Annotated in this window: 22 protein-coding genes; 13 read left to right on the top strand and 9 right to left on the bottom strand. The window is 74.5% G+C overall.

Going from position 1 to position 20271, the window contains the following annotated elements; translation table 11 throughout:
- Positions 1-39: 39 nt before the first annotated feature.
- From JOD57_RS01150 to JOD57_RS01125, 6 genes are all read right to left on the bottom strand, one after another.
- On the bottom strand, positions 40-801 hold the full coding sequence (locus JOD57_RS01150; protein WP_204690209.1) for a DUF4389 domain-containing protein: 762 nt from the start codon (positions 799-801) through the stop codon (positions 40-42).
- The gene (locus JOD57_RS01145; RefSeq protein WP_204690208.1) at positions 798-1814 is read right to left on the bottom strand and encodes an NAD(P)-dependent alcohol dehydrogenase; all 1017 of its coding nucleotides are present in this window, start codon (positions 1812-1814) and stop codon (positions 798-800) included. The genes JOD57_RS01150 and JOD57_RS01145 overlap by 4 nt, the downstream gene beginning before the upstream one ends.
- A 94-nt stretch (positions 1815-1908) precedes the next feature.
- Positions 1909-2367: a hypothetical protein gene (locus JOD57_RS01140; protein WP_204690207.1), complete on the bottom strand. Its 459-nt coding sequence runs from the start codon at positions 2365-2367 to the stop codon at positions 1909-1911.
- Positions 2360-3304, bottom strand: a complete 945-nt coding sequence (locus JOD57_RS01135; RefSeq protein ID WP_204690206.1) for an NAD-dependent epimerase/dehydratase family protein — start codon at positions 3302-3304, stop codon at positions 2360-2362. Before JOD57_RS01135 ends, JOD57_RS01140 begins: the two co-directional genes overlap by 8 nt.
- The gene (locus JOD57_RS01130) at positions 3301-3897 is read right to left on the bottom strand and encodes a hypothetical protein (RefSeq protein WP_204690205.1); all 597 of its coding nucleotides are present in this window, start codon (positions 3895-3897) and stop codon (positions 3301-3303) included. The genes JOD57_RS01135 and JOD57_RS01130 overlap by 4 nt, the downstream gene beginning before the upstream one ends.
- Before the next feature lie 5 nt (positions 3898-3902).
- On the bottom strand, positions 3903-4706 hold the full coding sequence (locus JOD57_RS01125) for a DUF4386 domain-containing protein (protein ID WP_204690204.1): 804 nt from the start codon (positions 4704-4706) through the stop codon (positions 3903-3905).
- A gap of 91 nt (positions 4707-4797) precedes the next feature.
- Here JOD57_RS01125 and JOD57_RS01120 point away from each other — a divergent pair, with 91 nt between their 5' ends.
- The 9 genes from JOD57_RS01120 (at position 4798) to JOD57_RS01080 (ending at position 13620) form a co-directional block, all read left to right on the top strand.
- The gene (locus JOD57_RS01120) at positions 4798-5601 is read left to right on the top strand and encodes a TetR/AcrR family transcriptional regulator (RefSeq protein ID WP_204690203.1); all 804 of its coding nucleotides are present in this window, start codon (positions 4798-4800) and stop codon (positions 5599-5601) included.
- A 402-nt stretch (positions 5602-6003) separates the two neighbouring features.
- Entirely contained in the window at positions 6004-6180 is a 177-nt protein-coding gene (locus tag JOD57_RS01115; protein ID WP_204690202.1) for a hypothetical protein, read from the top strand.
- Positions 6181-6429: 249 nt separating this feature from the next.
- Positions 6430-7089 carry a GntR family transcriptional regulator gene (locus JOD57_RS01110; protein WP_204690201.1) on the top strand — a complete coding sequence of 220 codons (660 nt, stop codon included), beginning with the start codon at positions 6430-6432 and terminating at the stop codon, positions 7087-7089.
- Between the two features lie 236 nt (positions 7090-7325).
- Complete coding sequence (locus JOD57_RS01105) at positions 7326-8750, top strand: MFS transporter (RefSeq protein WP_204690200.1); 1425 nt, start codon at positions 7326-7328, stop codon at positions 8748-8750.
- A 19-nt stretch (positions 8751-8769) separates the two neighbouring features.
- Entirely contained in the window at positions 8770-9645 is an 876-nt protein-coding gene (locus JOD57_RS01100) for a transketolase (RefSeq protein ID WP_204690199.1), read from the top strand.
- The gene (locus JOD57_RS01095; RefSeq protein WP_204690198.1) at positions 9642-10697 is read left to right on the top strand and encodes a transketolase family protein; all 1056 of its coding nucleotides are present in this window, start codon (positions 9642-9644) and stop codon (positions 10695-10697) included. Before JOD57_RS01100 ends, JOD57_RS01095 begins: the two co-directional genes overlap by 4 nt.
- A 32-nt stretch (positions 10698-10729) precedes the next feature.
- Positions 10730-11491 carry an SDR family NAD(P)-dependent oxidoreductase gene (locus JOD57_RS01090; protein ID WP_204690197.1) on the top strand — a complete coding sequence of 254 codons (762 nt, stop codon included), beginning with the start codon at positions 10730-10732 and terminating at the stop codon, positions 11489-11491.
- A gap of 145 nt (positions 11492-11636) precedes the next feature.
- Positions 11637-12506, top strand: coding sequence for a patatin-like phospholipase family protein (locus JOD57_RS01085; RefSeq protein WP_204690196.1), 870 nt, complete (start codon positions 11637-11639; stop codon positions 12504-12506).
- Position 12507: 1 nt separating this feature from the next.
- Positions 12508-13620, top strand: a complete 1113-nt coding sequence (locus JOD57_RS01080) for a lysophospholipid acyltransferase family protein (protein WP_204690195.1) — start codon at positions 12508-12510, stop codon at positions 13618-13620.
- Here the strand turns inward: JOD57_RS01080 and JOD57_RS26595 are convergent.
- The gene (locus JOD57_RS26595; protein WP_204690194.1) at positions 13615-13947 is read right to left on the bottom strand and encodes an ATP-binding protein; all 333 of its coding nucleotides are present in this window, start codon (positions 13945-13947) and stop codon (positions 13615-13617) included. The genes JOD57_RS01080 and JOD57_RS26595 overlap by 6 nt on opposite strands.
- A 323-nt stretch (positions 13948-14270) precedes the next feature.
- Here JOD57_RS26595 and JOD57_RS25970 point away from each other — a divergent pair, with 323 nt between their 5' ends.
- The 3 genes from JOD57_RS25970 to JOD57_RS01060 are packed head-to-tail and all read left to right on the top strand — an operon-like array spanning position 14271 to position 15419.
- Positions 14271-14561, top strand: coding sequence for an SH3-like domain-containing protein (locus tag JOD57_RS25970; RefSeq protein WP_204690193.1), 291 nt, complete (start codon positions 14271-14273; stop codon positions 14559-14561).
- Positions 14554-14832 carry an SH3-like domain-containing protein gene (locus tag JOD57_RS25965; protein WP_204690192.1) on the top strand — a complete coding sequence of 93 codons (279 nt, stop codon included), beginning with the start codon at positions 14554-14556 and terminating at the stop codon, positions 14830-14832. The genes JOD57_RS25970 and JOD57_RS25965 overlap by 8 nt, the downstream gene beginning before the upstream one ends.
- The gene (locus tag JOD57_RS01060; RefSeq protein WP_204690191.1) at positions 14829-15419 is read left to right on the top strand and encodes a nitrile hydratase subunit alpha; all 591 of its coding nucleotides are present in this window, start codon (positions 14829-14831) and stop codon (positions 15417-15419) included. The genes JOD57_RS25965 and JOD57_RS01060 overlap by 4 nt, the downstream gene beginning before the upstream one ends.
- 11 nt (positions 15420-15430) lie before the next feature.
- Here the strand turns inward: JOD57_RS01060 and JOD57_RS01055 are convergent, their stop codons facing one another.
- On the bottom strand, positions 15431-16318 hold the full coding sequence (locus tag JOD57_RS01055; protein ID WP_307824356.1) for an amidohydrolase family protein: 888 nt from the start codon (positions 16316-16318) through the stop codon (positions 15431-15433).
- 310 nt (positions 16319-16628) lie between these two features.
- Here JOD57_RS01055 and JOD57_RS01050 point away from each other — a divergent pair, with 310 nt between their 5' ends.
- A complete protein-coding gene (locus JOD57_RS01050; RefSeq protein ID WP_204690190.1) occupies positions 16629-18449 on the top strand; it encodes a feruloyl-CoA synthase in 1821 nt (606 codons plus the stop codon).
- Between the two features lie 37 nt (positions 18450-18486).
- Here the strand turns inward: JOD57_RS01050 and zwf are convergent, their stop codons facing one another.
- Positions 18487-19977, bottom strand: coding sequence for a glucose-6-phosphate dehydrogenase (gene zwf, locus JOD57_RS01045; RefSeq protein ID WP_204690189.1), 1491 nt, complete (start codon positions 19975-19977; stop codon positions 18487-18489).
- Between the last annotated feature and the right edge of the window lie 294 nt (positions 19978-20271).

Raw genomic sequence — 20271 nt, 5'->3', positions numbered from 1 at the left:
CCGCCCCGGGGCCTGCGTCGTCCCCGGGGCGGCGAGGGGTCACCGGGCGGCAGCCGGGGTCGGCGGGGGCGGGGTCGGCACCCCGGAGGGCGACGGCGGGACCGGGCCGGCGGGCACCGAGCCGGGATCGGTGCCACCCAGGTCGAGCCGGAAGGGCGGGTAGCGGTCGGTCATGAGCGCGGTGTAGGCCGCCACGCGCAGCGCCCACCGGTCCATGCCCATGACGAAGTCGTAGAGCGGCTTCGGGTAGCGGCCGGTGAACAGCAGCACGAGCGCGGCGATGAGCACGAGCAGGCCGACCAGGGAGACGCCGGCGTTCGCGGCGTCGTCCCAGGCGTCGTCCGTGTCGCCGCCTCGGGTGCCCAGCCACAGCCCGCCGCCGACGAACAGGGCCACCACGAGGTAGTGCGGGACGGCCAGCAGCCACTTGACGAGGACGAGTCCCCGCGACAGCCGTTCGGGATAGGTGACGTCCAGGTGCGCCGGGTGGTCGGGGACCTCGGCGAGGGTGAAGGGCGGGTAGCGGTCGGTGCCCAGGGCCCAGTAGCCGTAGTGGTGCACCCGCCAGGACCAGCGCAGGACGCCGACGTTGAAGTCGAACAGCGACCGTGGATAGCGCCCGGTGAACAGGATCGCGAAGAACGCGACGAAGCCGACGGCGAGGAACGCCACCCACAGGAAGAACAGCACGACGACGTGCGGGATCAGCAGCACCCACTTGACCAGCCACAGCCAGCGGGACAGCGACGGGTCGAGCGCGGCGTCGACGCGGACGGGATAGGGGGTGCGGGGATCGGTCATGGCGTGCTCCCTGTGGCTGGTGTCTGCGTCCGGCCGGGGGAGACGGAGACGACGAGCTTGCCTCGGGCCCTCCCGTCCAGCAGGTGGCGGATGGCGGCGGTCGCTTCCTCGAGCGGATAGGTCCGGTCGATGACCGGGGTGACCCGGCCGGACTCGACGAGCCCGGTCAGGACGACCAGGTCGGCGGCGTTCTCCGAGCTGGCGAGCGGAGCCAGGCGCTGGCGGACGAGCGGCGACAGCAGCATGGCGCGGATGGTCCGGTCGAACCCGCCGAGCCAGCGGCCACCGGTCTCCGAGCCGACGATGACCAGCGTGCCCCGGCGGGTGAGCGTGCGGCGCAGCCGTCTCAGGGAGCGATGACCGCCGGTGTCGAGGACGACGTCGAAGCGCTGACCGTCGGCGACGTCGCCGGTCGTGTGGTCGATGACGTGGTCGGCGCCGAGCGAGCGGACCAGGTCCACCTTGCTGGTGCTGCACACACCGGTGACCTCCGCGCCGAACGCCTTGGCGAGCTGCACGGCGAACGTGCCGACGCCGCCGGAGGCGCCGACGATCAGCACCTTCTGCCCCGTCCGGACGCGGCCCCGGTCACGGAGGCCCTGCAGGGCGGTGACGCCGGAGATGGGGACAGCGGCCGCCTGCTCGTGGGTCAGGTTGGCCGGCTTCGCGGCCAGTCGGTCGACTGCGACGGTCACGTACTCGGCGAACGAGCCGTTGCACGTGCCGTAGACCTGGTCACCCGGCGCGAAGCCGGTCACGCCGGGGCCGACGGCCTCGACGGTTCCGGCGAGGCTCCGGCCGGGGTTGAGGTACTTCGGCCTGCGGAGGCCGAAGCCGGCGAGCCGGACGGGGTAGGGCAGGCCGGCCATGACGTGCCAGGTGCCCCGGTCGACGCTGGCCGCGTGCACCCGGACGAGCACCTCGGCGTCGCCGATGGGAGGCACCGCGATCCGGCCGATCCGGAGGAGGCCCTCGGGTGCCGGGCCGTAGCGGTCCTGCACGACCGCGGTCATGGTCGTCGAGCCTCCGGCTCCACCGGGCGGGCCTCGGAGCGCGTGGAAGTGGGTGGTGGCCACCAGGACCTTCTCTCGTCGTTGACCGAGGTGGTCAGGAGGTGGGCCGCTGGACGCAGAAGTCGCTCTGCCGGCGGTGCCCGTAGTGCCGGATGTGCAGCGCGGGGGAGTCCGCGAGTGCGCGGATGGCGCGCTTCGCGACGTCGTCGTCGGCGGTGTGCACCCAGAGGGCGGAGCGCCCGTCCCTGGCGTGTCCGTGGTAGAGCTCGAGGGTCTCCTGGTCGTCGGTGACCGCCGCGGCCACGCGGCGGGTCCGACTCATCCGGGCGACGTAGCGGGCGTGGTCGGCGAGGATCTGCTCGCCGGTGAAGATCCGCAGCTGCCGGTCGGCGAACCCGGCGGCGCGCAGCGCTGCCGCGGCCTCCTCGGCCTCGACCGTGCCGGGGAGGACGGCGACCAGGAACCCCGTCGGGTCGAAGGCGAGCGGGCGGTCGGCGAGGTCCGGGTCCTGGTCGGTGGTGCCCACCGGCCAGACGACGTCGGTGTCAGCCATCGCGGTACTCCTGCAGCGTGTCGGTGAGGGCCTGCTCGACCGGCGTCGCCGTGACGCCGAGCTTGCCGGTGGTCGTGCTGCTGTCGACGACGAACGGTTCGGCGAACTGGTACTGCATCTCCACGAGCTCGCGCATCGTGGGGTTGACGAGGCCGAGGGCACGCAGCAGCACCGGCGGCAGGCGGCGGAGCCTGCCGCGGGGCCGGCCGGCCTGCCGGTAGACGACGTCGACCAGCTGCCGGGTGGTGCGGGTGTCGGGGTCGTTGGGCAGGTGCCACACCCGTCCCGGCGCGTCGGGGTGCTCGCCCAGGACGACGAGACCCTCGCCGATGTCGGGGACGTAGGTGTAGGTGTGCGGCTGGTCGGGGTCGCCGAGCACGGTCGCGGTCCTGCCGGCCAGAGCCGCGGGGAAGACGCGGTCGCCCAGGTTGGACTGGGCGCCGCCGCGGGGGCCGAAGTAGTCCGACGCGCGGCCGATGGCGACCTCGACCCGGCCGGCGTCGTGGGCGGCGAGCAGCTCACGGGCCATCCGGGCGCGCAGCCGTCCCTTCCGGGTGTGCGCGCCGTCGGGCAGGTCCTCGGTGAGCACCCGTCCGGCCGGGCGGCCGTACGGGTAGACATTCTCCGTGCTGACCAGCCGGGCCCCGGTGGCCTCGGCGGCGGCCAGCACCCCGGCCTGCAGCAGCGGGAACTGTGCGGTCCACTCGGCGTAGGGCGGGTTGAGGGCCTGGTAGACGACCGCGGCGCCGCGGGCGACCTCGGTGGTGAAGGCCGGGTCCCGGGCGTCCCCGGCGACGACCTCGACGTCGTCGGGGACGCGGGCGGAGCCGGAGCGGTTGACCAGCCGGGCGGTCTCGCCGCGGCGGCGCAGCGCGTCGAGGACGGCCAGGCCGACGGCGCCGGTACCGAAGACGACGTGCCGCGGAGTGGTGCTCATGCCCGTGCCACGACCGGTGTCGGCGCCGGCGGGGGGCCGGCCGGGCGGCGTCCGGGCAGGAGGTGCAGCAGGAGCAGTCCGGACAGCGCGGAGAAGGTGATCGCCCCGTAGGCGCCGAAGACGGTGAACTGCTCGTCGACGGCGATCCCACCCAGGGTGGTCGTGGTCCAGCCCAGCGCCCACAGCGCCGGCACCGCAGCGGCCCACAGCCAGCGCAGCCGCGTGCCGCGGGGCAGGGCCAGGGCCTGCGCGGGCCCGAGGACGAGGCCGGTGAGCGCGCCCATGAGGGCCAGGTCGGGCAGGGAGGTCCGGTAGCCCACCACGACCGCGCCGAGGAGGAGACCCAGTCCCATCCCGATGCCGGTGGCCGGCACCCACCGGCGGACGTCGAGTCGTCCCCGGCCGGCCAGCGTCTGTCCCAGGCCGATGCCGAGGCCGGCGACGGCGCCGCCGACCAGGGCGGCCACGGGTGAGTCGACGCGGCCGACGACGGCGGTGCCGGCCAGGCCGGCCAGCGGGAAGGCCAGGGACCCGGCCGTCCAGGTCAGCCAGGCACGCAGGAAGGGCGGCCGGGGGGTCGCTGGTGCGGTCATCGTGGTCAGCTCCTGACGCCGGCACCGGCCGGCAGACGGGGGGACGGGGCGATGGAGTCGGTGTCCACGCCGCCTCCGCGAGTGGTGCGGTCGGCGCCGGTCGGCCGCAGCAGGATCAGCACGCCCAGGGCGGCGACCCACAGTCCCCACGCGCTGCTGCCGAGGAGGCCGCCCAGGTCCCACACCGGGAGGCCGGGGACGGCGGTGGCGAGGACGTCGCCCTGGTTGGTCAGGTACAGCGCGCTCGCGACGAGCCCGGCGGCCCCGAGCCAGCGGGGCAGCACCCGGCTGCGCAGGATGGTCACGCTGACCGCGACGGACCAGGCGACGGCGAGCAGCTGGCCCAGGTGCTCACCGAGCAGTGCGCCGCCGAACTGGTGCTGCGCGGTCCAGGCCGCCTCCACCGCGGCCCGGGTGGTGGCGTCGCCGGCGACGTAGGAGTCGGCCAGTGGCGGGACGACGAACACCCAGCGGAGGAACCCGATCAGCGAGAGCAGCACCGAGACGGCGCCGACGTGGGTGGCCACCCGCAGCACCGGGTCGCTGCGCCGTCCGAGGGCCGCGGGGAGCAGCAGGATCGGGACGAGCAGGACCGCGTACGTCCAGGCGGTGGCGAACCAGGTCCACACCAGGCTCGGGCCGCCCGCGACGAAGGCCGGCAGCACCACGCCGGCCGGCTCCCGCAGGACGTCGGGCCAGTCGAACGTCGACGACAGCGCCGTCGCCGCCCCGGCGAACGCCAGGGCGCCCACCACGAGGAGCCCTCCGGTGGTGCGGCGGGGGCCGTCGGCCTGGTGCACACCTGTCATCAGAACTCCCTGAACGGCGTACAGAATCTGTACGGTGTGCAGAGACGGTCCTACCGTGTGGCCGCCGACGTCAAGGGGGTAGGTGGCGTGGATGTCCGTCCCAGCCGAACGTCGCCGGCCCGGTCCGCGCCGGGCCCTCACCGAGGACGAGATCCTCGACGCGGCGCTGAGCCTGCTGGACGACGGCGGCGCCGACGCGGCGTCCGTCCGGGGCATCGCCGCGCGGGTCGGGGTCGCCCCGAACGCGGTCTACACCTACTTCCCGGACAAGGCCGCCGTCGTCAAGGCACTCGTGGAGCGGCTGCTCGGCGAGGTCGACCACGACGTCTTCGCCGACCGCAGCCGCCCCTGGCGCGAACGCGTGGAGGCCCTCGCGCTCGACCTGCGGGCCCACCTGTCGGCCCACCCCGGCGCGGTCGGCCTCATGATCGGCGGGCCCATGGACGGACCGCACGCGCTCAGGCTGAACGAACGGCTCCTCGAGCTGCTCGCCGATGCCGGGCTCGACCGCACCGGAGCCGCGCGGGCCGCCTACCTGCTGATCGTCTACGTCTTCGGTTCCATCGCCCTGGAGGTCGCCGCCCAGCACGAACCGGGACCCCTTCCACCGGAGTCCGACCGGATCGACGCGCGCACCCAGGCCTTCGCCGCGACGCCGGCCGACCGGTTCCCGCGGAGCGCGGCGGCGGCGGCGACCATGGCCGGCTACATCTCGACCGAGCAGTACCTGTGGGGTCTGCGGCGGGTCCTGGACGGGATCACCGCGGGGGTGACGGACGTGCCGGAGGACCTCGACGGCGGACGCGGTGCCGTCAGGACGGTCGGTCCGTTCCCCGAGGTGGGTGCGGACGGGAGCGGCCGCAGCGTCGACGTCCTGGACGACGCGGCGAGCTGAGCGACCGGCCGGGTGGGTGGCCGTCGCGCGGCCCGCCAGGACGCCCGGTGCGCGCGCCTCGCCGGGGGACCGGGGACCGGGTCGCCGTCCGCGCCGTCGTCCCGGGACCGTCCGGACCCACCGCGGGGCCCGGCACCCTGCGGTCCGCGCCACATCGGGTGGACCGTCGGTCCGTCCGCGGGGAGCGTCAGGGGCTCGCCCTGCTTGCACCGGGTCGTCGGCGAACGCGCCGGCCAGCACCGCGGCCCCACCCGGCCCGTGTCCGTCTCGACGAGACCCGGTGGCCGGACGCGGGGGTGTGGAGTGCCCGGCGGTGGGCCGTGGCGGGCCAGGATGAGCCGTGCCGAGGGGTGTCGCACGCAGGAGCGGTTCCCCGGCACCGACGTCCCGAGGGGCGAGACCATGACCCAGAACCCACCGCAGCGCGCCGACGCCCTGACCGGAGAGCAGGTGCCGACCGACGGGACTCCCGACGCCGACGCCGGCGCCGAGCGGGACGCGGACGAGCGTGCCGACACCCGGGAGGACCGGCGCACGAGGCAGGACCTCGACGACGGGGAGATGGGCGGCGAGGGCTGAGCCGGGACCTCCGCCGGTCACCTCCGGAGCGCGGCCCTCGGTACGTGCGCGCCGGACCCGTCCGCCGTGCTGCTCCGCGTCGACGGATGCGCCACGCGGCCGCGGCGCCGGGTCCGTCCGCACCGCGGTCGGCAGCCGGTCGAGGGTGCCGGGCGGTGGGTGCCCCCGGACGGGGGAGTGACTGTCGACAGTCGTCACTCCGCCCCCGGCGTCCCCGGCTAGGATGACGGCCGACGAGGAGGCTGGTGCGTGAGCGTGGAGTCACTGTCGGCCCTGGACCGCAGCACGCTGCGGGAGCGCTCCCTGGAGGCGCTCCGCTCGGCGATCCTCACCGGCCGGTACCGGCCGGGGGACCACCTCGGCGAGGTGGAGCTGGCGGGCTCGCTGGGGGTGAGCCGCGGCACCGTGCGCGAGGCCCTGCGGCACCTGCAGCAGGAGGGGCTGGTCACCGCCGGCACCCGGGGCATGCTGCGGGTCAACAGCCTGACCTCCGCCGAGGTGCACGAGCTGTTCCGGGTCCGCGCCGCCCTGGAGGGCCTGGCCGTGCGCGAGGTCATCGCCTCACCTCGCCGGGAGGCCGCGGCGGACACCCTGCGGTCGGCCGTGGAACGGCTCTCCGACGAGGACGAGCCCGCCGCGCGGATGGAGGCCGACCTGGCCTTCCACCTGCTGCTGTGCCGGCTGTCGGGCAACTCGATGCTGGTCGAGGCCTGGCAGCGACTGGAGGGCCGGATGCGCGTCGCCATCCTCAACGGCGCGAGCTGGCAGGCGCCGATGATGGCCCGCGACCGGCACGTCCCGATCGTCGAGGCCATCGAGCGCGGGGACGTCGACGCGGCCGTGCAGGTCGTCGACGAGCACATGACCGCTGCCGCGCAGCACTTCGCCGAGGCGACCGCCTCCGCCTGAGGAAGGGCCCTCCTGCCCCCACCGCTCGCGGGCTCGCGGCGAGCCTCTGGACGGGGCCGGGGCGGCCGCCGACGGTCGCCCGGTCGTGCCACCTCCCGCCTCGGCCTGCACGGATGCACCTGCGGCGAAGTGACCCTTGACACCGTGACTCGGACCACCCACTCTAGTCGCCAGTTGACTGTTAACAGTCAACGACCAACGGGGATCCGACGCACCCCTGGCCATTGGAGGTCACCGTGACCGAGCGGCACCCACCCGTCCGCGACCCGCACCTCGAGGAGGTCGCCGCCTGGCACCCGATCGAGGGCACCCCGACCAAGAAGAAGGTCGCCATCGGGTGCTCCGTCGGGGCGACGATCGAGACCTACGACTTCATCGGTTTCGGCATCGCGGCGGCGCTGTACTTCAACACCGCCTTCTTCCCCGCGAACGACCCGCTGTCGGGCACGCTGCTGTCCTTCGCCACGCTGGGCATCGGCTTCGCGGTGCGCCCGCTCGGCGGGATCATCGGCGGCTACCTCGGCGACCGGATCGGCCGCAAGCCGGTCCTCGTCGGCTCCCTGCTGCTCATGGGCATCGCGACGGTGCTCATCGGCTGCCTGCCCACCTACCAGCAGGTCGGCGTCTGGGCCGGGGTCCTGCTGGTGGTCGTGCGGGTCGTGCAGGGGCTCGCGTTCGGCGCGGAGTGGGGCGGCGCGATCCTCATGTGCTTCGAGCACGCCCCCTGGCGGAAGAAGGGCCTCTACACCGGCATCACGCAGGCCGGCTTCCCGGTGGGGCTGCTGCTGGCCAACCTGGCGTTCCTGGCCAGCGTCCCGCTGGGCGGCTCGTGGGCGTGGCGGGTGCCGTTCCTGCTCAGCGCCGTCCTGATCGTCGTGGGCATCGTGATCCGGCTCAAGGTCGAGGAGTCGCCCGAGTTCGAGGAGCTCAAGGAGGAGGGCGAGCTCTCGAAGAACCCGCTGCTCGAGGTGCTGCGCGACGACTGGCGCATCATCCTGCGCGCCTTCTGCCTGCGGATCACCGAGACGGCCGGCTACGCGGTGTCGGTCACGTTCATGCTGTCCTACGTCGCCACCGAGGAGCTGGCCGACCGGTCGGTCACCCTCACCGCGACGATGATCGCGGCCGGGATCGGCATCTTCGCCACCACGTACTGGGGCGCGCTCACCGACCGCGTCGGGCGGCGCCCGGTGTACCTGCTGGGCACCGCGCTGCACCTGCTGTGGGGCATCCCGCTGTTCCTCGTGGTCAACACCGGCGCCGCGGTGGCGATCGTCGTCGCGTTCGTCGTCAGCTACGCGCTCCTGCAGAACATGCTGGCCGGGGTGCAGGGCGCCTGGTTCTCGGAGCTGTTCGCCACCAAGACCCGCACCACCGGCGCGTCCCTGGCCTACCAGATGTCGGCCGTCGTGTCCGGGTTCACCCCGCTCATCACCACGGCGCTCTACGCCGGCTACGGCTGGATCGGCCCGGCGCTGCTGTTCAGCGGCTACGGCCTGCTGGGCCTGCTCGCCGCACTGGCGACCCGCGAGACCTGGGGTCGGGCCGAGCGCGCGGAGGTGGCCGCCCTGGAGCGCACCCTCCGGGCGACCTCCGCCGTCCCCACCCCCCGTACCGGTTCGCCCGAGCGCCGGCCGACGGCCGACTCGACGACCGACTGACCCCCCGAGGAGCAGCGTCATGACCTCACTGACCACACCGCGGACAGCGGCGTCGACCGACGACCGGACGGAGCGGATCGAGCGGATCCGTCAGGCCGCCTACCGCATCCGGCGCAACGCCCTCGACATGGGCGAGGTGCAGGGGCAGGGCTACATCGGGCAGGCGCTCGGCGTCGCCGACGTCCTGGCCGTCGTCTACACCGACCAGCTCCGGTTCCGACCGGAGGACCCGCACTGGCCCGACCGCGACCGCTTCCTGCTCTCCATCGGCCACTACGCCATCGCCCTGTACGCGGCGCTGGCCGAGGCCGGGACCATCCCGACGGCGGAGCTGGAGACCTACGGCTCGGATGACTCCCGGCTGCCGATGTCGGCCATGGCCTCCTACACCCCGGGCGTGGAGATCTCCGGCGGCTCGCTCGGCCACGGGCTCCCCGTGGCCACCGGGATGGCGCTCGGGCTGCGCCACCAGGGCAACGGGGCTCGTGTCTACGACCTACTCTCCGACGGGGAGCTGGACGAGGGCTCGACCTGGGAGGCGGCACTGGCCTGCGCCCACCACGGCCTGGACAACGTGACCGCGATCGTCGACGTCAACGCGCTGCAGGCCGACGGCCCCACCGCCGGGGTGTTGCGCACCGAGCCGGTCACCGACAAGTGGCGGGCCTTCGGCTGGCACGCCCTGCGCGTCGACGGCAACGACGTCGCCGCGCTCGTCGAGGCCCTCGACGAACTGCGCGCGCACCGCGGCTCGCCCGGGGTGCTGATCTGCGACACCCGGATCGGCCGCGGGGTGCCGCTGCTCGAGGGTCGCGAGAAGGCCCACTTCATGCGGGTCGAGGAGCACGAGTGGCAGCTCGCCCGCACCCAGCTCGAGGAAGGACTGACCCGATGACCAGCACCGCGCCGAAGAAGCGGCTCACCACGTCGGCGATGATCGCCTCGTTCGCCGACCCCGGTCAGCGCACCACCAGCGCGCCGTTCGGGCACGCGCTCAACCGGCTGGCCGAGCAGCGCCCGGAGATCGTCGGGCTGTCGGCGGACCTCGCCAAGTACACCGACATGCACGTGTTCCGCGACGCCCACCCGGACCGCTTCTTCCAGATGGGCATGGCCGAGCAGTCGCTGCTCGGGACGGCGGCCGGGATGGCCGAGGTCGGGCTGGTGCCCTTCGCCTCCACCTACTCGGTGTTCGCCACCCGGCGGGCCTACGACTTCCTGTGCCTGGACATCGCCGAGCCGGACCTCAACGTCAACGTCGTCGGCGCGCTGCCCGGTCTCACCACCGGGTACGGGCCCAGCCACCAGGCCACCGAGGACCTGGCGATCCTCCGCGGCTGCCCGAACCTGACCATCGTCGACCCGTGCGACTCCGTCGACATCGAGCAGGCCGTGCCAGCCCTGGCCGACGCACCCGGCCCCACCTACCTCCGCCTGCTGCGGGGCGCGGTGCCCACCGTGCTCGACGAGTACGACTACCGGTTCCAGCTGGGCAAGGCCGCCGAGCTGCGCACCGGCCGGGACGTCGTCCTCATCTCCACCGGGCTGATGACCATGCGGGCGCTGCAGGCCGCCGCCCGGCTGGAGGCCGACTCCGTGGACGTCGCGGTGCTGCACGTGCCCACGATCAAGCCGCTGGACACCGAGGCGGTCCTGCGGGCCGCCCGCACCGACCGGCTCGTGGTCACGCTGGAGAACCACACGGTGATCGGCGGGCTGGCCGAGGCCGTCGCCGCCACGGTGGCCTACGCCGGGGTCGGGACCCGGGTGGTGCCCATCGCGCTGCCCGACGAGTTCCTCGCCGCCGGCGCCCTGCCCACCCTGCACGACCGCTACGGCCTGTCGACCGACGCCGTCGTCGCCCGGGTCCGCGCCGAGCTCGGCGGCGCCGCCGGGCACCGACCGCCCGCGGTCTGGCCCGCCGACCCCGCCCCTGCAACCGCCTGACCCCCGAACCCCGACACCCTCTGGAGGACACCGTGTCCGTCTCCGACAAGACCGCCGTCGTCACCGGCGCCGGCTCCAGGCGCGGCATCGGCCGCGCCACCGCCCACACCCTCGCCGCCGCCGGCTGGAACGTCGCCATCCTCGACCTGGACGAGGCCAGCGCCAAGGACGCCGCCCACGAGATCGCCGAACGGCACGGCGTGCAGGCCGTCGGCATCGGCTGCGACGTCACCGACGAGGCCTCCGTGGAGGCCGCGCTGACCGTCCTGGACGGCGCGCTGCCCCCGGTCGGCGCCCTGGTCAACAACGCCGGCATCACCTCGCCGACCCCCTTCCTCGAGGTCAGCGGCGAGGAGTGGGACCGCATCTTCGCCGTCAACGTGCGCGGGGCGTACAACATCACCCGTCGGGTCGCCCCCGGCATGGTCGAGCGCGGCTTCGGTCGCATCGTCTTCCTGGCGTCGGTCTCGGCCGAGCGCGGCGGCGGCGTCTTCGGCGGTGTCGCCTACTCCGCGGCCAAGGCCGCCCAGCTGGGCTTCACCCGGGCCCTGGCCCGCGAACTGGGGCCGAACGGCGTGACGGTCAACGCCGTCGCCCCCGGGCTGATCGACACCGACATCACCGGCGGGGCGCTGGAGGGCGAGCGCAAGACGCAGCTCGTCGCCGGCATCCCCGTGGGCCGCAACGGCAACGTCAACGACGTCGCCGACCTGATCACCTATCTCTGCCGGGAGGAGACCGGCTACGTCACCGGCGCGACCTACGACGTCAACGGCGGCTCGCACATCCACTGACCGGAGCCGCAGGACACCACGCGGCCCCGCCTGCCCGTCACGGGCAGGCGGGGCCGCGTGGTGTCCGGCCGGACGGGCGCCGGCTCGGCCCGAGAGGTCCTCCCTCGAGCTGACCGCCTCCCGCCGCGGGTGACACGATGCGGCCATGGCGTCGCCAGGGCTGCCGGCCGGTCGGGGCGGGACGGCGTTCGTCCTCGGCGGCGGGGGAGTGCTCGGCGCGGCCGAGGTCGGGATGCTGCAGGCGCTGTTCGAGCACGGTGTCCGGCCCGACCTGGTCGTGGGCACGTCGGTGGGCGCGATCAACGGCGCGCTCGTCGCCGCCGACCCGGCGCCGGGCGCGGTGGACCGGCTGCGCGGCGTGTGGGAGGAGATGGCCTCCCAGCGGATCTTCGCCGGGTCCGTGGTGGGCCGCCTGGGCACCCTGGTGCGGACCCGCACGCACATCCACCCGCGCGAGCCGCTGCGGGACCTGCTCGAGGTCTCCCTGCCGGTGCGGACCTTCGCCGGGCTGCAGGTCCCGTTCCAGTGCGTCGCGGCCAGCATCGAGCGGGCCGCCGAGCGCTGGTTCACCCACGGGGACCTGGTCGAGGCGGTGCTCGCCTCCTGCGCCGTCCCCGGGCTGCTGCCGGCGGTGGAGATCGACGGCGAGCACTTCCTCGACGGGGGGCTGGTGCACAGCATCCCGGTCGGCCGGGCGGTCGCGCTCGGCGCCGACACGATCTACGTGCTGCACGTCGGGCGGATCGACCGTCCGCTGCGGCCACCGACCCGGCCGTGGGAGGTGGCGACGGTCGCCTTCGAGATCGCCCGCCGGCACCGGTTCGCCGCGGACATGGCCGAGCTGCCACCCGGGGTCACGGTGCACGTGCTGCCCGCCGGGGACCCGGACCCGCCGGGGGCCGCCAACCTGCGCTACCGCGACTTCTCCGCCGTGCCCGGCCGGATCGACCGGGCGTACGTCGCGGCCCGCGACCACCTGGACCGGATCACCGCATCCGGGGACGGGAGAGCCTGAGGTGCTGCCACCACGCCGCGTGCGCCGGGTCGCCGGTCTGCTCCTCGTCGGTGCGCTGGTGGCCGCGGTGGTCCTGCTGCCCGTGCTCGTCGTCGTCGCGGTGGTCGTCTCGGTGTGGCTGCCGGGGCGCTGGCGCGGGCTGCGGCTGCTGTCCTTCGCGCTGGTCTACCTCGCGCTGGAGGTCGCCGGGCTGGCGGCCGCGGCGGTGCTGTGGGTGCTCAGCGGCTTCGGCCGCCGGCTGCACACCCCGGCGTCCCGGGCGGCCCACTACACCGTGCTGCGCCTGCTGCTCGACGCGCTGATGCGCTCGGCGCAGCGGCTGTTCGCGCTGCGGCTGGTCACCGACGGCACGTCCTGGTCGCCGCTGGACGACGGGGTGCCCGGCTCGACCAACGCCATGGTCGTGCTGTCCCGGCACGCCGGTCCGGGCGACTCGTTCCTCCTCGTGCACACGCTGATGAACCGGGACCACCTGCGCCAGCCGCGGATCGTGCTCAAGGACGTGCTGCAGCTCGACCCGCTGATCGACGTCTACCTCAACCGGCTGCCCAACCACTTCGTCTCCTCCGACCCGGCGGTGGGGTACGGCGCCGAGGAGGCGATCGCCGACCTGGCCCGCGACCTGGGCGAGGAGGACGCCCTGCTGATCTTCCCCGAGGGCGCGAACTTCACCCCGCGGCGCCGGACCCGGGCCATCCAGCGGCTGCGCGACCGGGGGCTGGCCTCCGCGGTGCGCCGGGCCGAGGCGATGCGGCACGTGCTGCCCCCGCGCCCGGCCGGGGTCACCGCGGCGCTGCGGGCGGCCCCGCACGCCGACGTCGTCCTCGTCGCGCACACCGGCCTGGAGCACCTGAGCACGGTGCGGGACGTGTGGCGGGGCCTGCCCATGGACAAGACCCTGCACCTGCGGTGGTGGTTCGTCCCGGCCGCGGAGGTGCCGCGGGACGAGGCCCAGCTGACCGACTGGCTCTACCGGTGGTGGGAGACCATCGACGAGTGGATCACCACCACCTCGGTCGCGGCGCGGCCGGCGGGGGACGTCCGGGCGACCGGGACGCCGGGGCTGCCCGGCGCGGACCGGGGGGACGGCGCGGGCGCCGCCGGTCCCTCATGACCCCGGCCGGCGGCTCCGGATGACCACCGTGGTGCCGTGCTCACCCGGCGTGACCGTGGTGTCGGCCAGGGCGTGCATCATGGCCAGCCCGCGTCCCCGGGAGGAGTCGGGGACGGGCGGGCGCCACCGTCCGTGGTCCTGGACGAGGATGGTCACCACGCCGTGGGCGATCTCGACGCACACCTCGAAGAACGGCTCGCTCGAGTGCGAGTGCTCCACCGCGTTGATGGCCGCCTCGGACGCGGCGAGGACGAGGTCCTCCACCTCGTCGGAGGGCAGGCCCGTCCCGTCGAGCAGGCGCCGCAGCCTCCGGCGCGTCGAGGGCACCGAGCCGACGACGCACGACAGGCGCCACTCCTCCCGCCGTCCGGCGGCCGTCGACCCGGGGTGCGCCGGGACGGGGTCACCGGCGGGCCTCGTGGACGGCGGGGTCACCACGGGGCACGCACGGGTGTTCCGCCGGACCCGGCGGGGAGGTGATGCAGCACGGCCAGCTTCCCGGGGAGTCGCGGTCGCCGGGTCCGGGGCGACCATGCTGAGCAGGGAGAACGCTCGGTCTCACAAGCGGCTACCCAGCCGGTGCCGTGGGTACACGCCGGGAGCGGGACGTCGTCCGTGCGGCGCCGCGCGTTCGGCGGTAGGAAGCAGCGGTGAGCCGCATCAACGACGTCGGTGGGATGTCCGGGTTCCCGCCGGTCGTCGAGGAGCCCGACGAGCCGCCGTTCCACGCCGACTGGGAGGCCCACGTGCTCGCGCTCAACGGCGCGCTGATCAGGGCCGGTGTGTACAACCTGGACGAGTTCCGCGACGCGATCGAGCGGATGCCGCCGGAGGAGTACCTCGCCGCCTCGTACTACGAGCGGTGGTTCACCGCGATCACCACGCTGCTGGTCGAGAAGGGCGTGGCGGCCCCGGACGAGCTGGCCCTGCCCCGTGACTGACCTCGCCCCCGGCGTGCGGGTCCGCACCCGCACGACCGACCCCGACGGCCACACCCGGCTGCCCCGCTACGCGCGCGGCGCGGTCGGCGTCCTGGTGGAGGAGGCCGGTCTGCACCCGCTGGCCGACGACCGGGCCCGCGGCCGTGGCGGCACGCCCCGGCCGGTGTGGCACGTGCGGTTCACAGCCGCCGACCTCTTCGGTTCCGGGGACCACACGGTGACCGTGGAACTGTGGGCCGACTACCTGGCCCCGATCGAGGAGGACGCGTGAGCGGCGACCACACCAGCTCGGTCATCTCGGCGCGGGTGCGCCACGTCGAGGCCCTCCTCGAGCGCCGCGGCCTGCTCGGCAGCGGCGAGATCGACCGCCGGATCGACGAGTTCCTCGCCGGGGGGTCGCCGGTCAACGGCGCCCGGATCGTCGCCCGCGCGTGGGTCGACCCGGGCTTCGCCGGCCGGCTGCTGGCCGACGCGAACGCGGCGATCGGCGAGGTCGGGCTCTCGATGGCCGGCGGTCTGCAGGAGCAGCGGCTGAAGGTGGTCGCCAACACGGCCGACGAGCACAACGTCGTCGTCTGCACGCTGTGCTCCTGCTACCCGATCGCGCTGCTCGGCCCCTCGCCCGGCTGGTACAAGAGCGAGGCCTACCGCTCACGGGTCGTGCGCGACCCGCGCGGCGTGCTGCGCGACCTCGGGTTCGAGCTGCCGGAGGGGACGCGGATCTCGGTCTGGGACGCCAGTGCCGAGTCGCGCTACATGGTGGTGCCGTGCCGTCCCGCGGGCAGCGAGCACCTCCCGGAGGACCGGCTCGCGGGCCTGGTCACCCGCAAGGGACTCATCGGCACCGCCGCCGTGTGAGCCCCCGTGGCTCAGCGCCGCAAGCCGAGGGCGCGGATCGCGTTCTCCTTCATGACCAGGGGCCGGACCTCGTCGCGGACGTCGAGCTGCGCGAAGTCGCGGATCCAGCGCTCGGGCCGGAGCAGCGGGTAGTCCGAGCCGAACAGCACCTTGCTCCGGAGCATCGTGTCGGCGGCGCGGACCAGCTGGGGCGGGAAGTACTTCGGGGACCAGCCCGACAGGTCGATGTAGACGTTGGCCTTGTGCTGGGCCACGGCGATCGCGGCGTCCTGCCAGGGCACCGAGGGGTGCGCCATGACGATCGTGAGGCCGGGGAAGTCGGCGGCGACGTCGTCGAGCAGCATCGGGTCGGAGTAGCGCAGCTTGATCCCGCGCCCGCCGGGCAGGCCCGAGCCGATGCCGGTCTGGCCGGTGTGGAACAGCGCCGGCACCCCGAGGGACTCCAGCTCGGCGTAGAGGGGGTAGTGCCGGCGGTCGTTGGGCTCGAAGGCCTGGATCGAGGGGTGGAACTTGAACCCGCGGACGCCGTGGTCCTCCACCAGCCGGCGGGCCGCGCGGATCCCGGCGACGCCGCGGGCGGGGTCGATCGACCCAAACGGGACGAGCACGTCGGGGTGCTCGGCGGCCGCCTCGGCGATCTCCTCGTTGGACAGGGTGGGGTGGCCGGTGGCCAGCTCGCTGTCGACGGTGAAGACCACCGCGGCCATCCGCCGGGCCCGGTACTCCTCGGCGATCTGCGGGACGGTGGGGTGGTACGGCTCGCCCTTGAAGTACGCGGCGGCGGCGTCGAGCAGCTCGTCGTCCATCGAGAGGTGCCCGTGCAGGTCCTGCTCGACGTGCACGTGGACGTCGACGGCCACCAGGTCGTCGAGGTCCAGGCCGGCGGGGGTGCCGCTCACCTGGGCACTCCGGCGGCTGCGGCCGTGTCGGTCGGGTCCACGGGGACTCCTCGGGGGACGGGGGAGCGCTGGCGCGGCCGAGGCTAGGGGGTCGGCGGGGTCGGCGGGTCAGCCGGGGCCGCCCGGGGGTTCCGGCGGCAGGAACCGCGGCACGCGCGCGACGGTCGGCCCACGCGGTGTCGGCGGCGCGCCGGACCACCACGTCGATCCCGCTCATCCCGACCCTCGCGTCGGACGAGCGTCCACCTTGACGCCGGGGTCCGGCGCGTGGGGCGATGACCTCCGTCCACGTGCTCCAGGGGGTCGCCCGATGTCCCGCACCGACGCAGCACCTGCGCACGGCCGGCCGACGGGCCCGCCGACCTTCGCCGTCCCGCGGGTCGAGTCCGAGTCGACGGCGGACGGCCGGCTGCTGATCCGCTCGACCGAGCCCCTGGGCGCGCACCCGGTGAGCGTCGTCCACTCGTTACGTGCCCACAGCGAGGCGCACCCCGACCGGCTGCTGGTCGCCGAGCGGGTGGGCGGCGAGTGGGCGCGGCTGACCTGGGGCGAGGTCCGCGAGCGGGCCGACCGGCTCGCGCAGGGCCTGCTCGACCGGGGGCTGGCCGACCGCCCGGTGCTGCTGCTGTCGGGCAACAGCCGGCTGCACCTCGTCGTCACGCTGGCCGCGATGACCGTCGGCGCCCCGGTGGTGCCCACCAGCGTCGCCTACTCCCTGCAGAGCGCCGACCACGCGAAGCTGCGCACGATGGCCGACCTGGTCGAGCCCGGTCTGGTCGTGGCCGAGGACGCGTCCTTCGCGCGGGCGGTGGCCGCCGTGGGGGAGGGGCGCACCGTCCTGGGCGCGGACGGCGGCGTGCCGGGGTCCCTGGCCGTCGCCGACCTCGGCGCCGACCCGACCGGGGAGGTGGACCGCCGGTGCGCGGCGCTGGGCCGCGACGACGTCGCCAAGGTCCTGTTCACCTCCGGCTCGACCGGCACCCCCAAGGGGGTGCTGTGCACCCACGGGATGCTCTCGGCCAACCAGCAGCAGGTCCGGCAGGTCTGGCCGTTCCTCGCCGAGGAGCCCCCGGTGCTCCTGGACTGGCTGCCGTGGAGCCACACCTTCGGCGGCAACCACGACGTCAACATGGTGCTGGTCAACGGCGGCACGCTGTGGATCGACGACGGCCGGCCGGCGCCGGGGCTGGTCGAGCGGACGGTGCGCAACCTCGCCGATGCCCGGCCCACCGTGTACCTCAACGTCCCCGCCGGCTACGCCACGCTGCTCCCGCACCTGGAGCGCGACCCCGCCGCCGCGCAGGCCTTCTTCTCGCGGCTGCGGCTGGGCTTCTTCGCCGCCGCCGCGCTGCCGCAGCAGCTGTGGGACCGCATCGAGGCGCTGGCCGCCCGCTGCGGCGCCGGCATGCAGATGACCACCTCGTGGGGCCTGACCGAGACCGCGCCCGCCGCGACCTCGGCGCACTTCCCCATCACCCGCAGCGACGTGCTGGGGGTGCCGCTGCCCGGCGTGGAGCTGGCGCTCGTGCCGGTGGGGGAGAAGACCGAGGTCCGGGTCCGCGGCGCGAACGTCACCCCGGGCTACCACCGGCGCCCCGACCTCACCGCCGCCGCGTTCGACGAGCACGGCTTCCTCCGCACCGGCGACGCCGTCGCGCTCGCCGACCCGGACGACGTCGCGGCCGGGCTGGTCTTCCGCGGGCGCATCGCCGAGGACTTCAAGCTCTCGACCGGCACCTTCGTCAGCGTGGGCACGCTGCGCCCGGCGCTGCTGTCGGCCTCGCACGGCCTGCTCACCGACGCGGTGGTCTGCGGCCAGGACGGCGACCGCGTCACCGCGATGGTGTGGCTGCACCCCGACCACGCCGCCCGGGTGGACGGCGACGGCGTCCCCGAGGAGTCGCTGCGCCGGGAGCTGGCCGCCACGATGGCCCGGCTGGCCGCCGGGGGCGGTGGCTCCTCGCAGTGCGTCGAGCGGCTGCTCGTCCTCCCCGAGCCGGCGCAGCTCGACGCCGGGGAGATCACCGACAAGGGCTACGTCAACCAGGCCGCGGTCCGCGACCGCCGCGCCGGCCTGGTCGCGCTGCTGACCGCCGACCCGCCACCACCGCGGGTCGTCGTCCGCGGCTGAGCGCCTCCGGGGCCGGGGGCCGGGGCGGCGCCGGCCGTCAGGCCAGCCGCCGCCAGCGCCGGCCGTCGCGGGCGACGAGGGCGTCGGCCTCGGCCGGCCCCCAGGTCGCCGCCTGGTACAGCGGGATCGGCCGGCCGTCCTGGCTCCAGTACCGCAGCACCGGGTCGACGATCCGCCAGGACCGGCCGACCTCGTCGGCGCGGATGAACAGGGTCGGGTCGCCGATCAGTGCGTCGAGGATGACCCGCTCGTAGGCGTCGATGGACTCCTGCTCGAAGCTCTCGTAGGAGAAGTCCATCGACGCCTTCTGCACCCGGAAGGCGTGGCCGGGCACCTTGGCGCCGAAGCGCAGGCTCAACCCCTCGTCGGGCTGGATACGCACGACGAGTGCGTCGGGCTCCAGGCCGGCCTCGGACCCGGGGAACAGCGGCAGCTGCGGCGGCCGGTGGAACTCCATGGCCACCTCGGTGACGCGGGCGGGCAGCCGCTTGCCGGTGCGCACGTAGACGGGGACGCCGTTCCAGCGCCAGTTGGAGATGTCCAGGCGCAGCGCCACGAACGTCTCGGTGGAGCTGAGCGGGTCGACACCGGGCTCCTCCCGGTACCCGGGCATGAGGTCCTCGCGGGTGCCGCCGCGGGTGTACTGCCCGCGGACGGCGTTGGCGGCGATGTCGGCCTCCTCGTCGAGGGGGCGGATCGCGCGCAGCAGCTTGACCTTCTCGTCCCGGATCGCCTCCGGGTGGAAGGACGTCGGCGGCTCCATCAGGAACAGCGACAGGACCTGCAGCACGTGGTTCTGCACGATGTCGCGCATCGCGCCGGTCGTCTCGTAGAAGCCGCCGCGGTCACCGACGCCCAGCGTCTCGGCGACGGTGATCTGCACGTTGTCGACCCACGTCCGGTTCCAGATCGGCTCGAAGACCGAGTTGGCGAACCGCAGCGCCAGCAGGTTCTGCACCGTCTCCTTGGCCAGGTAGTGGTCGATGCGGAAGATCTGGTCCTCGCCGAACGACGAGGAGAGGTCGGCGTAGAGGTCGCGGGCGCTGTCCTCGTCCCAGCCGAACGGCTTCTCGATGACCGCGCGGACGAACCCGTCGCCGTCGGCCTGGCTCATGCCGGCCTTGCCCAGGGACAGCGCGATCGGGCTGAACAGCCGCGGCGGCACCGAGAAGTAGTGGACGCGGTTGCCCCCCGTCCCGTGGTCGCGGTCGCACTCGGCGAGCACCTCGGACAGCCGCTGGTAGGTCGCCGGGTCGTCGTACCCGCCGTGCACGTAGCGGACCTTGTCGGTGAGCTCCCGCCACCGCGGGTTGTCCTCGGTGGCGACGTGCCGCCGGCAGAGCGCGGCGAACTCGTCGTCGGTCATCGGCGTGCGCGCCACCCCGACCAGCACGAACTCGCGGGGCAGTGCGCCGTAGGCCGCCAGCCGCGACAGCGCGGGCAGCAGCTTGCGCGCGGTCAGGTCCCCCGAGGCGCCGAAGATCACCAGGCAGCAGGCCGGGGACCGGCGGTCCTGATCGGTCGTCATCGCTGCGTCGACCACCTCTCCACCGGCACCCGATGGCGGTCGGCCACGGGCCGGTGCCCAGTCTTACCGCACCGTGCACCGCGGGTGCACCTCCTGTGGTCCGGATCGCGTGACCCGCGGTGCCCCGGCCGGCCGCGACGGCGGGGACGCCGCCCGGCCCGGTTTCTCCTCTCGTGCAACTCACGTCAGACTCTTGTTGACCGCCAGCCGATCTGGTTCCCTCACGCGAAACGCGATGCGGTCCGCGCAACACCCTTGGGGAGCGTCATGGACGAATCACGGCAGGAACGGGCC

This window comes from Geodermatophilus bullaregiensis (assembly GCF_016907675.1).
Taxonomy (GTDB): Bacteria; Actinomycetota; Actinomycetes; order Mycobacteriales; family Geodermatophilaceae; genus Geodermatophilus; species Geodermatophilus bullaregiensis.
This window is presented reverse-complemented; position numbering and strand designations above follow the sequence as displayed.

Coding starts and splice junctions, on each gene's coding strand:
- JOD57_RS01120 (WP_204690203.1), top strand. CDS start 4,798: ATGTCCGTCCCAGCCGAACGTCGCCGGCCCGGTCCGCGCCGGGCCCTC.
- zwf (WP_204690189.1), bottom strand. CDS start 19,977: ATGACGACCGATCAGGACCGCCGGTCCCCGGCCTGCTGCCTGGTGATC.
- JOD57_RS01100 (WP_204690199.1), top strand. CDS start 8,770: ATGACCTCACTGACCACACCGCGGACAGCGGCGTCGACCGACGACCGG.
- JOD57_RS01115 (WP_204690202.1), top strand. CDS start 6,004: ATGACCCAGAACCCACCGCAGCGCGCCGACGCCCTGACCGGAGAGCAG.
- JOD57_RS01050 (WP_204690190.1), top strand. CDS start 16,629: ATGTCCCGCACCGACGCAGCACCTGCGCACGGCCGGCCGACGGGCCCG.
- JOD57_RS01130 (WP_204690205.1), bottom strand. CDS start 3,897: ATGACCGCACCAGCGACCCCCCGGCCGCCCTTCCTGCGTGCCTGGCTG.
- JOD57_RS01085 (WP_204690196.1), top strand. CDS start 11,637: ATGGCGTCGCCAGGGCTGCCGGCCGGTCGGGGCGGGACGGCGTTCGTC.
- JOD57_RS01135 (WP_204690206.1), bottom strand. CDS start 3,304: ATGAGCACCACTCCGCGGCACGTCGTCTTCGGTACCGGCGCCGTCGGC.
- JOD57_RS01150 (WP_204690209.1), bottom strand. CDS start 801: ATGACCGATCCCCGCACCCCCTATCCCGTCCGCGTCGACGCCGCGCTC.
- JOD57_RS01145 (WP_204690208.1), bottom strand. CDS start 1,814: ATGACCGCGGTCGTGCAGGACCGCTACGGCCCGGCACCCGAGGGCCTC.
- JOD57_RS01095 (WP_204690198.1), top strand. CDS start 9,642: ATGACCAGCACCGCGCCGAAGAAGCGGCTCACCACGTCGGCGATGATC.
- JOD57_RS01125 (WP_204690204.1), bottom strand. CDS start 4,706: ATGACAGGTGTGCACCAGGCCGACGGCCCCCGCCGCACCACCGGAGGG.
- JOD57_RS01140 (WP_204690207.1), bottom strand. CDS start 2,367: ATGGCTGACACCGACGTCGTCTGGCCGGTGGGCACCACCGACCAGGAC.